The following is a 13,673-nucleotide window of genomic DNA, read 5'->3' as shown; positions in this document are numbered from 1 at the left end:
TCGACAAACCCTCGCATTCGTTGTCAGGCCTGCGCGTCGGTGCTCACGAATTCCAACATTCGCTGCGCTCCGATGCTCGGCCTTCCTAGACTGCAAGGGTTTTCAATCACGCTGAAAAGATGACAAAATCCCAAAACCAAAACCGTTTTGGTTTTGGTTTTGGGATTTTGTCAACAATATGAAAGCTTCCTTTTCAGGAAGCTTTTTTATTTATTAAGGCTTTCTTTCAGTTCGGCTGTAATGTCGGAAAGGGAACTTTCGTCGGCTTTGTAATAATAGATTCCGTTGATTTTTGTGCCGTCGCCTTTCAGCTCATGCTGAATGACTTTTGAGCGGGCTTCTTTATAGCCGGATTGGATATCCCACATATCGTCGAACGTGAGATTCGTTTTAACGTTGTTTTCGATCACTTTGAACATATCTCCGAATTTCGTGATGGATGATATATTGGCGCCTTTGTTAATGATACCTTCGATGACTTGACGCTGCCTGTTCTGGCGCCCGAAGTCGCCGTTCGGGTCCTCTTTCCTCATTCTCGTATAAGCGAGCGCTTCTTTTCCGTTCAGCGTAATCTCGCCTTTGCCGAATGAATATCCGTCGTAGTTGAAAGCGAATGTACTGTTTACAGTAATGCCGCCGAGCGTATCTACGACATCCTTGAAGCTTTCCATATTGACTTTGATAAAGTAGTCGACAGGAACATCGAGGAAGTTCTCAACCGTGTCTACCGTCATCTGAACGCCGCCGAATGCGTAGGAGTGGTTGATTTTATCCATCTTGCCTTTGCCGATAATTTCAGTATACGTATCCCTCGGGATGCTGACCATTTCAGTCGTTTTCGTTTTCGGATTCACCGTCATATAGATGAGGGAGTCTGCGCGCCCCTTATCACCGTCCCGTTCATCGACACCCATGAGAAGCACGGAAAACGGGTCATGGTTATCAATGTCAACAGCTGAATCGCGTTTTTTTGATTTGTTAATATTTTCATGAATGTTCGCTACAGTAGATGCCGCTTTATGCCATAAGTAATAGGCATAACTGCCTGTGCTGAGAACGAAAATGCCAATCAAAGCGATAATTGTATATAGAATTTTTTTCTTTTTCTTCCTCTTTTCAGCTCTCATATAGCCCTCACCTTTTAATAGTCTACTTTGATTATAAGTTTCTTAAAATTCGAAAACAACAAAAATTTATATGTGTCCTTTTGGATAGACGAAATCATTAGAAAAATGTTTCAAAAAAACCAATCAATCTGCAAAATTTTTCGCTATAATTAAAGAATCTGTTGGAATTTGTCGATAAAAAGGGAGAGGTGAAGAAGATGAAAAAACTCATAGTTCTAACATTATCAATGCTGCTTTTGTTGTCAGCCTGCGGCACTTCGGGCCAATCGGAGGACAAGTCAAGCTCAGACAATAAAAATGCGGCCTCTGAAGAAACCGTCACTAAAGAAGGTTCATTCGCGGGGTTGGCTGACAGCCACACAATTGCGGTGAACATTGACGGCAAAGAAACAACGCTTCAAGTCGATGAAGATCTTCAGGACAAAGTCAATTCCATTGAAGAAGGCAAAAAAGTCGAAGTCCAATATACAAAAGGTGAAAATGGCGTTTTGGAGCTGAAAAGCATCGAAACAAAATAAAGAGCTGAATCAAGGGGGTACATAACGTTTTGAAAAAGATGAAGCTTCTGCTTCTGTCGTCAGTAACTGCCGCAGCTCTGATGTTTACACAATCTGCCCAGGCTGCCGACAAAACCATTTCGGTAAAGTTAAGCAATTATTTGGGCAATAAATCAAGCGTTGATGTCGACATTACCGGCGCATACGAAATCCCGGGCTCGGGAATCGCCGCGACAGAGCGGTACGGCGGGGCGACCCGCTTCGATGTGGCAAACAATGTCGCATCTGCCGGATGGACGAACCCGAGCACTGTCGTGGTTGTCAATCGGGACGCTTTTGCGGACGCGCTTTCTGCAACTCCGCTTGCAAAGAAGTACGATGCGCCGATTCTATTAACGGATGCGGGTACGCTGACGGCGAAAACCGAAACTCAAATTGCCAAGATGAAGCCTGATAATATCTTAATTATCGGGGGAACAACGAGCGTTTCCAAAAATGTTGAAAACACGCTGAAAAAGTATGGGGCAATTGACCGCATCGGCGGCGCCAACCGCTATGATGTGTCCAAAAACATCGCGAGCCGGATGGGGTCCTACAGCCAAGCGATTGTTGCCACCGGCTTAGTCTTTTCCGACGCTCTGTCTATCGCGCCTTATGCGGCAATGAACGGTTATCCGATACTGCTCTCAGGGAATAATACAATCCGAAGCGATTACAATATTCCGAGCAAGGTTACGATCGTCGGCGGTCCGTTGAGTGTCAGCACAGGCGTTGAAAACACATTAAAGAAAAAAGCGGCTGTTACCCGCATCGGCGGAGCGAACAGATACGAAGTGTCAGCGAACATTGTCAACACGCTTAACATGAACGCATCAAAGGTTTTCATGTCTAATGGAACGACTTTTGCGGATGCGCTGGCCGGTTCCGTCCTTGCTGCCAAACAAAAGCATCCTTTGCTGCTTGTCCAAGCGGGCAGCCTGCCGACTCCTGTTGCAGATGTAGTCGCGAAAAAAGGAACACAGTCTTTTGCTTTGCTTGGGGGGACCACCTCGATCACGGATTCATTGAAAAATAGCCTGGCAGATATGTTTACCGGAGACGGATACTCTGTTAACGTGTCGAGCGGAAAGCTTGTGCTCTATAAAAATAATAGAGCCGTCAAAACGCTTGGAACGTCATTTACGGCATCACCTAAAAAATATTCGACGTCAAATTCCATCAGCATCAACGGAAGGCCTTATTTAGGCAAGATGAAGTTTACGATTGAATCAAGCAAATATGTTCGGCCGATAAACGAAAACATTCCGTTCGAAGATTATTTAAAAGGTGTTGTGCCGCACGAAATGCCGGCAAGCTGGCAGACGGAAGCGTTAAAAGCCCAAGCGGTGGCGGCGAGAACTTATTCGGTCGGTTCCGCAGGAAAAGTAGTGGCCGATACGCAGGCGTTTCAAGTATACGGAGGATACGACTGGAATTCGAAGACATCCAGCGTTGTAAATGCCACAAAAGGACAAGTTTTAAAATATAACGGCAATTTGATTTCAGCCGTTTACTCGTCAAGCAACGGGGGATATACGGAAGCAAGCGCAGAGGTATGGGGCGGCAGTGTGCCATATTTAATTGCCAAAGCGGATACATATGACCCGCAAAACAGCTGGTCGATTTCCTTGAATAGGACGCAGATCAATACCAGCGGCTTAAACCTGAGCAGCCCTGGCACATGGTGGAATACGACAAATGAAACGAACTCCGCCTATTTGTCTGGACTGAAAAGCTGGTTTATTACCAATAAATATCCTAGTGCAGAATCTATTAAGATTACGAAAATCTCAAGCCTGACCCTGAGCAGCGCAAAAACTGCCGGTCAGCGGCCGAAAACAGCAGAGGTGAAGTTTTCTTACTTTGTTAAAGAAAAATCAAATGGCTATGTTCTATCAAACGGAAAACTTTCAGAAAAAACAGCGACGATTTCCGTGACGACGACTCAATTAAGATCGATGCTGGGCGGCATGAATATGAAGAGCACGTATGCTTCTGTATCCAGCAATACGAACGCTTTTACTCTCAGCGGTAAAGGATTCGGACACGGCATCGGCATGAGTCAGTACGGAGCAAATGCCAGAGCTGCTGCCGGGCACGATTACAAGAAGATTTTAAGTTTCTACTATCCAAATACGACTCTATCAAGCTATTAATAGAGTTTGAACAGGAGGCAGCAGTGCCTCCTCTGTTCATGTTCAGGGGAAAACATAACATTTACATTTTTGGAGGTTATTTTTTTGAGGGTTTTTCTTAAAGCTGTACCTATGTTGTTGTTAGGGTTCTTTTTGTTTGTGCCTAATGTATTTGCGGCCAACTCTGTCACAAGATTAGACGGTGCAAACCGATATGAGGTTGCGGTGAACGTTTCCAAGCAGGGGTGGACAAGTGCAAGCACTGTGATTGTTGCAAATGGAAAGGCATATGCAGACGTCCTTTCAGCGACTCCATTTGCCTATCGAAACAACGCGCCTGTTCTATTAACGGAAGCGTCTAAACTGCCAACGGCCACTAAAAACCGAATCAGTCAATTAAAACCTAGCAAAGTGATCGTAATCGGCGGAACCGTCAGCGTTCAAAACGGTGTCGTAAGCGAGATCAAAAAGCTTGGTGTGTCATCTGTCGAACGCATCGGCGGAGCGAATCGCTACGAGGTTGCGGCGAATATTGCGAATAAGCTGCCGAGCAATTCGAAAGCTGTCATCGCAAACGGGACGGCCTATGCTGACAGCCTTGCGATCGGCGCATATGCCGCGAGAAACGGCATCCCGATTCTTTTAACATCGTCGAATTCCATACCGACAGCGACAAAAAATGCGATGAAGAGCAAAGGAACAACATCGACCATTGTCGTAGGCGGTGAAGTCAGCATCTCCAGCAGCGTTTACAAACAGCTTGCTTCTCCGACGCGGATCGGCGGCAGCAACCGCTATGAAGTCGCGGCCAATGTCGTCAAGAAATATTATTCTTCTGCCAAGAATGCAATCATCAGCAACGGCTATGCGTATGCCGACGGATTAACAGGATCTGTTCTGGCGGCTAAGCAAAACCGTCCGATGATGTTCACGAATGCATCATCTTTGCCGACACCGACAAGAGAAGTGATCGGTTCCAAAAACATGACGACGTTTACTGTGCTTGGCGGAACGGTTTCTCTTCAATCCAATGTCGTGTCACAGCTGAAGAATCCGATCGTCGGCAAAAAAATCTTCATTGATGCAGGGCACGGAGGTACAGACAGCGGTGCCGTCGGCAACGGTTTATATGAGAAAAGCGTGAACCTTGATGTTGCAAAATTAATTAATACGAAACTATCAAACGGCGGTGCTCTGCCAATTATGGCGAGAACGAACGACACTTACCTGACGCTCGCACAGCGCGTGTCAAAAGCGCAGTCAAATCATGCGGATTTGTTTGTCAGCATCCATGCAAACTCGGCAACGCCAGCTGCTTCCGGAACAGAAACCTACTATTATACAACATATGAATCTGCCAACAGCAAACGGCTGGCAACCGAGATTCAAAACCGTCTCTATGTTGCATTGAATACAAAAAACCGCGGTGTAAAGATCGGCAACTTCCATGTCATCAGGGAATCAAAAATGCCAAGCTGCCTTGTTGAACTTGCGTTTATCAGCAATGTAAGCGATGCGACAAAACTCAAAAGCTCGACTTACAAAGAAAAAGGCGCTAAAGCGATTTACGACGGAATCGTTGCTTACTATTAAAATATAAACAGAAAACTCGTTTTTCGAAAAATTGCCTATGCTGCCTTTGTTTTGTCTTTATTATATAGTATGATATTTTTGGTGAAATTAAAGATAAAACGGAGGCGGTGCATTTTTAACAAAAAATCAACGAATTTACTAATTTTAATAACTCCTTTACATTGTGTTTACGTTCGTATGCTACACTGACGAATAGATCAAACAGTAACATACTAATCGAGGTGTATGCTAGTGAGTATCGACAAAAGTTTAAGAATGTACAATGAATATTCAAGCCAGCAAACTTATTCCTGTGCTCTATCTAAAAAAGCAGTACGTTATTTATATATGAAACGGATAATGGATATCGTCCTTTCCTTGATTGGGCTCGCTCTTACACTGCCGTTTATTCTGCTGTTTTGTATATTAATCTGTATCGAAACACCGGGTTCTCCGTTATACCGGCAGGAACGCGTCGGAAAAGACGGGAAGCATTTCAAGGTGATCAAGCTGCGTTCTATGAGAATTGACGCAGAAAAATCCGGTGCGAAATGGGCTCAGAAGGATGATCCGCGCATCACTGCAGTCGGGTCTTTTATAAGAAGAACAAGAATCGATGAACTTCCGCAGTTGATCAATGTGCTGGCCGGAGACATGAGCATTGTGGGGCCAAGGCCTGAAAGACCGATGTTTACCGCTCAGTTTCACCACGAAATTCCGGGATTTAAAAACCGCTTAATCGTTAAGCCGGGTTTAACGGGACTTGCGCAGGTGAACGGAGGCTATGATATCAGTCCGAGAGAAAAATTGGTGCACGATCTGTATTACATTCGGAATTTAACGTTTCTTCTCGATTTGAAGGTTATGCTGAAAACGATTAAAGTAGTATTGACTGGCGAAGGAGCCAGATAATACGAGGAAGTTAGGAATATGCTATGTCTACCATTACGAAACAAATATTAAGCGGTGCAAAATGGACAAGTGTTTCAACTTTGATCGTCACGGTCATTCAAATTATACAGTTTGCACTGCTCGGCAATATCATGACAATTGCCGAATTCGGTTTGGTCGGAATGCTGACCACCGTAACGATTTTCACACAAATTGTACTCGATATGGGATTCGGGGCCGCTTTAATTCAAAAGGAGAACATCAGTGAACGCCAATTATCGACCTTGTATTGGCTGAATATCCTAACGGGCATCCTTTTGTTTATCGGCCTCTTTTTCCTGAGTCCGTTCATCGCAGACTTTTATCAGCGGGACGAACTTGTTTTTCTAGTGCGGATTTTGGCCGTCATGTTTTTAATCGCCCCGGTCGGCCAGCAGTATCAATATATGCTGCAAAAAGATCTGAAGTTTAATGTGCTGAGCAAAATAGAAGCGGGAGTCACCGTTTTGTCTTTTGTGCTCCTGCTCGTTTTGGTTTTTCTGATGGATCCGATTGTGGCCTATGCATTGTCACAAGTTTTTCTTAATTCGGTTAAAGGCATCATGTTTTTTGCTGTATATTTAAAAAAATGGCGTCCTTCTTTCGTCTTTGCATTGGGGGAAGTGAAAGAATTTTTCTCGTTCGGCGCGTTTCAGCTTGCTTCAAGGCTTGTAAACAGGCTTGGCGCCAATATCGACATGATTTTAATCGGGCGGTTTCTCGGTGCGGAAGCATTGGGAATCTATAACCTGGCGTATCAGATTATTACGATTCCCGTATTAAAAATCAATCCGATCGTAACAAGGGTAGCGTTTCCTGTCTTCTCAAAGAATCAAGGGGACAACCAAACGCTGCGCGAAGGCTTTTTAAATATGACAAAGCTTCTCGCGCTGATTTCATTCCCGCTCCTGATCGGACTGACGACTGTTTCAGATTTATTTGTTGAAGTCGTCTTCGGAGAAAAATGGCTGCAGGCCGTACCGGTTCTGAACATCCTCGCGATTGTCGGGCTGCTCAGGGTTCTGATGAATCCGAACGGATCGGTTTTGCTGGCGAAGGGGCGAGCAGACCTGGCATTTTATTGGGACAGCGGGATCATGCTCCTTTATGGGCTGTCTCTTTACGCGGCGGTATTAACGAATGATTTGACGATCACCGCCTGGACATATGCAGCGATCAGCCTGGTCAATTTCTTTATCGGCAGATGGCTGCTCAAATATGTCATCCAGCTGAAGCTGGGCGAATATTTCAGAACCGTTGGAAAACCGCTGGCCTTGACGCTGCTCATGGCATTGCTGGCTCTTGTCTTGAGCGTCGGCAGCAGACATCTGCTTCACGGCGCCATGCTTCAGCTGGCAGTTTCCGTCGGGATCAGCGGGATTTTTTACGGTTTTCTGGTCGGCAAATTTTATCGGCGGGCTATGAGGGCCCAATTAGGAAGATGACAGCAGAAAGGGCGGTTCATCATTGAAGGTTCTTTGGATTACCAGCGTTTATCCAAGCAGTCAAAGGCCGGGAGAAGGCGTTTTTCATGAAACACAGGTTCAGGCGCTGCAGATGCAGGGCGTTGATGTGACGGTCATATGTCCATTGCCTGTGAATCCTGCTCCTCTCAGGCTGCTGAAAAAAAAATACCGTCAAGTGCGAACAGTCCCGGAATATGAAGAAAGAAAAGGCATCCCGGTTTACAGGCCGCCGTATACGGCTTTGCCTGGACAGCTAAAATGGGCTCAGCCGCATCGCCGGATCGCAAAGTCTGTATTGAGGACGATCGAGAAGCACGGGCTTGCGCCGGATCTTATCCATGCCCATTTCGCGATGCCATCCGGGGGTGCCGCTGCCGTTGTTTCACAGAAGCTGAAGGTTCCTTATGTTCTGACTTTGCACGGAAGCGATGTCAATATTTATCCCCATTACAGCAAAGGCGCTTTTCGAGCATTTGAAACAGCTGTGCATTCCGCAGCAAAAGTATTGGCTGTCAGCGAAGCGCTGAAAGCCAAAACGAAAGAAATGACCGGTGCTGAAAGCTCGGTGCTTCCTATTGGAGTCAACCTGGACCGGTTTCAAAAGCCCTCCGCTTCAACACTTGAATTGAGGGAGAAACTCGGCCTGCCGCAAGACAAAAAGTTGCTGACGTTCGTCGGCCGCTTGGTGAAGGGAAAGGGAGTAGCCGAGCTGGCAGAAGCGGTCAGGCAGCTTGATGACAGCTACAGAGCTGTATTCATCGGCGACGGACCGGAGAAGCAGAACATCCGTCAAATCGCCGGTGAAAAAGCAGTATTGACGGGGCAGGTCGCAAACCATGAGATATCAGAATATCTGGCTGCATCAGATCTGTTTGTGCTCCCTTCGTATTCTGAAGGGATGCCGACTGTTGTCATTGAAGCGCTCGCTCTCAAGGTTCCGGTGCTTTGTACGGCGGTCGGGGGGGTTCCGTCTTTATTCGGAAAGCATGAACACCTTCTGATCAAGCCGCACTCGGCTTCCAGCATAACAGAAGCTGTCAAGGGATATTTGGAAGGCGGCAATTGGCAAGAAGCCATCGCTGAAGAGCTGTATCAAACGGTGCACGAGGATTATGACGCCTTTAAAAATGCCGGAAAGCTGCTGGATGTGTATGGGGATGTTGTCAAGAACAAAAATTAAGTTGGGGTCTGTCGGTTAATATGCGTATGAATGTTGAATATAATACTGTTTAAACCCATTTATTTGCGTCTAAGCTAATAAAAATAAGGATTGGGAAAACGAAAAACCCAGATTTTTTCAATAGAAAGAGATAAAGATCATTACCTAAATCAAGCTATTGGATTTGAAGGGTCAGCTGAAAGAAGGGAATGATAATGTTGAAAAGAATCGCTGTCATTGGAACGGGATATGTCGGGCTGGTGTCTGGAACTTGTTTTGCCGAAGTGGGAAACTCGGTTGTCTGCTGCGATATTGATGCTGAAAAAATAAGAGGACTCTCAGCCGGAGTGATGCCGATTTATGAAAACGGCCTAAAAGAACTTGTGGATAAAAACGTAAACGAAAATCGCTTATTTTTCTCTACTGATATTCCAAAAGCGATTGAAGAAGCTGAGATTATTTATATTGCAGTCGGTACACCGATGTCGGAAACAGGGGAAGCGGATCTGACATTTGTTAAATCCGTTGCCGAAATGATCGGGAAGCACCTGAACGGCTATAAAGTCATCGTCAACAAAAGCACTGTCCCTGTTGGAACAGGAAAGCTCGTACAAGCCATTATAGAACGCAATTCAAAAGGGGAATTCCCTTTCGACGTCGTGTCGAATCCGGAATTCCTTCGTGAAGGAACAGCTATTTACGATACGATGAATATGGAAAGAGCAGTCATCGGCGCGACAAGCGAAAAGGCTGCTGCCATTATTGAAGAGCTTCATAAGCCATTTCAAACGAAAATCGTCAAGTCTAACCTTGAAAGTGCAGAAATGATTAAATACGCTGCAAATGCATTTTTGGCTACAAAGATCTCGTTCATTAATGATATCGCGAATATTTGCGAAAGGGTCGGAGCTGATGTATCCAAGGTGTCTGAAGGCGTCGGACTCGACAGCAGAATCGGCAGTAAATTTTTAAAAGCCGGAATCGGCTTTGGCGGCTCTTGCTTCCCTAAAGACACGATGGCTTTATTGCAAATCGCGAAGTCAGTCGGTTATCCTTTTAAATTGATTGAAGCTGTCATCGAGACGAATCAAAAGCAGCGCGCCCACATTGTGCAAAAGCTCCTTGATGTGTTCGGCGATTTAAACGGCATGACCATTTCGGTTCTTGGGCTGGCATTCAAGCCGAATACTAACGATATGCGCTCGGCGCCGTCTCTGGATGTCATTCCGATGCTGAGAAGCCTCGGTGCTAAAGTCAAAGCGTTTGATCCGATTGCTGTACCTGAAGCAGAAAAGCTTCTCGGCGATCAAGCCGTTTACAGCGAAGATCTGTATGAGACGATTCAGGATACGGATGCGTGCGTCATATTGACGGAGTGGCCGGAAGTACAGAACATGGATATTGCCAAACTTAAGTCTGCTTTGAAAAACCCCGTCTTAATCGATGGAAGAAATATATTTGAAATTGAACAAATGAGAAACGAAGGCATGATCTACCATTCAATCGGACGGCCGGAAGTACAGGGAGAAGGAATCCTGACCAACGTATAAACAACGGGGGGATAACAATGGAAAAAGTACTAGTGACAGGCGGATGCGGATTTATCGGCTCGCATATTGCTGAACAGCTTCTAAAAGAAAATTACCGGGTTTCAATTCTTGATAATTTAACTACGGGACACCGCTCCAACATTGACGGTCTCCCAATTGACTTTTATGAGCAGGATATCACGAAGCCGGAAGTCATCGACGTCATCAAAAGCATTGATCCCGATTATATTGTTCATTTAGCTGCACAAGTAAGCGTAGCGGAGTCTGTCAGCGATTTTTTAAATGATGAAAACATCAATATCAGAGGATCGCTCCATATCATTAAAGCAGCTGGTGAATGCAATGTGAAAAAGATCGTCTTTGCATCATCAGCGGCTGTTTATGGAAATCCGGATTACCTGCCTGTCGACACCCGTCACCAAACAAACCCAGGCTCACCCTACGGGCTGACGAAGCTTACAGTGGAGAACTATTTAAAACTGGCTTATGATCTATATGGAACCGAGTATTGCATTTTGCGGTACAGCAACGTGTACGGGCCGCGCCAGGATGCAAAAGGAGAGGGCGGCGTTGTATCGATTTTCTCCGATTTGCTGACCAGCGGCAAGGCTCCGGTAATTTTTGGAGACGGAGAACAATCACGCGATTTTATTTATGTCGGTGATGTAGCTTGTGCCAACGTAAAGGCGCTAAAAGCTCAATCAAACGTTTGTTTAAATGTTTCAAACGGCTTTTCCATCACGGTCAATGAGCTGTTTACAGAGATGAAAAAAGCGACGAACTCTGAGCTTTCTCCGATTTATCAAGATGAACGGCCGGGGGATATCCGCCACAGCACACTGTGTAATGAAGAAACAAAGAAAATCTTAAACTGGGAACCAAAAATGCCGCTTGCTGAAGGACTGGAAAAGACCATTTCATATTATAAAAAAGAAATGAATACGTAAATCACTGGCTGCTGGCTGATGTCGGCAGCCCTTTTCCAGAAAGAAGCGGAAGGAGGGGGAAAAATGAGTCTCAAACGTTCCGCGGTCAATGTTCTGGTTTGGCTCGCCGCATTGACCGCAGGGTTAGCATTCGTTGTATTGGCCCAGTCCAATGCAAAAAAAATCTTGCTGGCGTGTCTAATTTTGATTGCGCTGGCTGTGATCGTTGTGCTCCGGAAGTATTTGTCGTCCGAGCAATTGCTGATGCCCGTATTATATCTGCTCATCGCTGCAACTTTTGCCAACAATGCTTTTTTTGCGATTAAATTGGGCTTTTTCAGCCTGTTTCCATATCGAATACTTCTGATTCTGGCAGGATTCTTATTCATAGCGGAAATGTTGAAAGGCAGCCAGCACCTTGAAAAGTGGAAGCAGGTGCATGTCAAAGGCATTCTGATGTTTTTCGCGTTTTGGTTCTGCTATGGACTGATTTCGCTGCTATGGGTCAAGTCTGCCACTGATGGCATAAAATATCTGTTCCTATTGGCAATGGGAATGTTTTTGGTTTTTCTGGTTGTCATGTTTTTTCAAAAAATGGATCGTATTCTCGCGTTTTATTACATATGGCTTGTCATGACCGTATTTTTAATGGTCATCGGGTTTTACAATCACTTTACGTTAAACCACCTGCCGAGCTCGACCCTTTATAACGGGCCGCACTATAAACAGCACTATCCGACATCCGTTTTTTTCAACCAGAATGACTTTGCGACATTTCTGTCCATCAGCTTTTTCTTTTATTTATCTTTTTTCAAAAACATTAAAAACAGCTACTTAAAAATAGCGGGGCTGCTCCTTGCGTTCTGTTCGGCATACTTGATTTTCCTGACTGGATCAAGAGCCAGCATCCTGGGGGTCATAGCCGGCCTTGCCGTTTATGTGTTCATTTTGCTGCCGAAGGTGCTTAAAAAATGGGCGCTCATCGCCGCAGCTGCAGGATGTATCGCTTTTGTCACACTGTTTGCAGGAAAGATTACCGGAGCTTTTTATACATACTTTTTGGCTCCGCAAACCGCACACGATTTCAGCGAGCCGCTGCCATCCAATGTCGCCAGGGCGAATTTGTTGAAAAACGCCGGGCATTATGTGCTGGATACTTACGGATTTGGCGTCGGCGCCGGCAATGTGCCATATTATTTGGAGCATCATGCACTGTTCGATACGGACCGGGTCGTGGAGGTTCATAACTGGCTCGTTGAGATCATGACGAATTTTGGAGTGGTGATGATGCTCGGTTATTTAACGATGTACATTTATTTAATAACCGTGCTTTACAGATATTATAAAAGATCGCTTGGAAGACGGCCAAAGCTTCTTATTGAAGGTTTGACAGCCGCGCTCGTCGCCTTCCTTGTGTCAAGCATCAGTCCGAGTTCCGTCTCGAATTTATATTTCCATTGGGTGTTCCTCGCGCTTGTGATTGCGACGGTTAATACCTTTAGAGTCTGCGGAACGGATGAAACCGAACAGTATAGGTGATTTTTGAAAATCGAATTTAAAAACAGGGAGAAATTCATGTGATGAATTTAATCAAACGTATTGCTGGTAGAGTGAAAAAGTTTATTGTGGCGATTATTGCGCTTCCTCTTATTCTTGGTCTTGTCGGCTATTTTATGCCGAAGGGAAGCGTTGCTCCATCTAATTACACGGCTACTGTAACGATATCAACCGGGAACTATGGAGAAGCGAAGTACAACAATGCAAAGCAAGTGCCGCTGCTGTTGAAAAACGAAGCTTTTTTAAAGGACATTTTCCCGGATATGCCGGAAGAGGATCTGGCGCAATTGAAAGACGATCTGGCGATTGAAATCAGAACGGATTCACTTTTCAACTTAAGCTACACAGGGCCTGATAAACAGGAAACATTGGATACTTTAGGAAAAATTAAAGATGCCTATATGAAAGGCGATAAGGCGCTGTTCTCAAAAAGAGAAGAAGTCATTGAAAAGAATATTAAGGCGCTTGAAGACGAAACAGTCAGCGCTGATTCCAAAGTTGACAAACAGCGGTTTTTGTATGAGCTTGAAACAAGCAAGCTTGATATGAAGGCTGCTGAAGAAATTGAGCCGTTGATCGTGCTTGATAACCAGGCTGCCGGCATGTCGCCTAAGAAAAGAGCGGTGCTGGGCGTACTGATCGGTTTAGCGCTGTCATTTTTTATCATTGTCATTCCGGAAGTTTTCAGAGAACGTTAAATTTTTAATTGGGGATG

Annotated in this window: 11 protein-coding genes; 10 read left to right on the top strand and 1 reads right to left on the bottom strand. The window is 45.2% G+C overall.

All coding sequences use genetic code 11. The features are described from left to right. Positions 1-206: 206 nt before the first annotated feature. A complete protein-coding gene (locus tag TRNA_RS40245) occupies positions 207-1,127 on the bottom strand; it encodes a LytR family transcriptional regulator (RefSeq protein ID WP_011198358.1) in 921 nt (306 codons plus the stop codon). 197 nt (positions 1,128-1,324) lie between these two features. On the opposite strand from TRNA_RS40245, the gene TRNA_RS40240 reads away from it, so the two are divergent. The 10 genes from TRNA_RS40240 to tuaF all read left to right on the top strand — a co-directional run bounded on the left by TRNA_RS40240 (position 1,325) and on the right by tuaF (position 13,656). Further along, positions 1,325-1,645 (top strand): hypothetical protein, encoded by a 321-nt coding sequence (locus TRNA_RS40240; RefSeq protein ID WP_003185762.1) that lies wholly within the window; start codon positions 1,325-1,327, stop codon positions 1,643-1,645. A gap of 29 nt (positions 1,646-1,674) precedes the next feature. Then, positions 1,675-3,819, top strand: coding sequence for a SpoIID/LytB domain-containing protein (locus TRNA_RS40235; protein WP_003185760.1), 2,145 nt, complete (start codon positions 1,675-1,677; stop codon positions 3,817-3,819). An 84-nt stretch (positions 3,820-3,903) separates the two neighbouring features. Then, complete coding sequence (locus TRNA_RS40230; RefSeq protein ID WP_011198357.1) at positions 3,904-5,391, top strand: N-acetylmuramoyl-L-alanine amidase; 1,488 nt, start codon at positions 3,904-3,906, stop codon at positions 5,389-5,391. Positions 5,392-5,622: 231 nt separating this feature from the next. Then, complete coding sequence (locus TRNA_RS40225) at positions 5,623-6,282, top strand: sugar transferase (RefSeq protein ID WP_003185754.1); 660 nt, start codon at positions 5,623-5,625, stop codon at positions 6,280-6,282. Positions 6,283-6,305: 23 nt separating this feature from the next. Beyond that, positions 6,306-7,745, top strand: coding sequence for a teichuronic acid biosynthesis protein TuaB (gene tuaB, locus TRNA_RS40220; protein WP_003185752.1), 1,440 nt, complete (start codon positions 6,306-6,308; stop codon positions 7,743-7,745). Between the two features lie 22 nt (positions 7,746-7,767). Further along, the gene (gene tuaC / locus TRNA_RS40215; RefSeq protein ID WP_003185750.1) at positions 7,768-8,946 is read left to right on the top strand and encodes a teichuronic acid biosynthesis protein TuaC; all 1,179 of its coding nucleotides are present in this window, start codon (positions 7,768-7,770) and stop codon (positions 8,944-8,946) included. Positions 8,947-9,143: 197 nt separating this feature from the next. Continuing rightward, on the top strand, positions 9,144-10,475 hold the full coding sequence (gene tuaD, locus TRNA_RS40210) for a UDP-glucose 6-dehydrogenase TuaD (RefSeq protein WP_011198356.1): 1,332 nt from the start codon (positions 9,144-9,146) through the stop codon (positions 10,473-10,475). A 17-nt stretch (positions 10,476-10,492) separates the two neighbouring features. Continuing rightward, positions 10,493-11,422: an NAD-dependent epimerase/dehydratase family protein gene (locus TRNA_RS40205; protein ID WP_009329677.1), complete on the top strand. Its 930-nt coding sequence runs from the start codon at positions 10,493-10,495 to the stop codon at positions 11,420-11,422. 63 nt (positions 11,423-11,485) lie between these two features. After that, entirely contained in the window at positions 11,486-12,940 is a 1,455-nt protein-coding gene (tuaE, locus tag TRNA_RS40200) for a teichuronic acid biosynthesis protein TuaE (RefSeq protein ID WP_009329676.1), read from the top strand. Between the two features lie 41 nt (positions 12,941-12,981). Continuing rightward, positions 12,982-13,656, top strand: a complete 675-nt coding sequence (tuaF, locus tag TRNA_RS40195) for a teichuronic acid biosynthesis protein TuaF (protein ID WP_009329675.1) — start codon at positions 12,982-12,984, stop codon at positions 13,654-13,656. The last annotated feature ends 17 nt before the right edge of the window (positions 13,657-13,673 follow it).

The sequence above is a fragment of the Bacillus licheniformis DSM 13 = ATCC 14580 genome (assembly GCF_000011645.1).
Taxonomy (GTDB): domain Bacteria; phylum Bacillota; class Bacilli; order Bacillales; family Bacillaceae; genus Bacillus; species Bacillus licheniformis.
The sequence above is the reverse complement of the archived record's forward strand: the minus strand, read 5'-3'. Positions and strand labels throughout refer to the sequence as shown.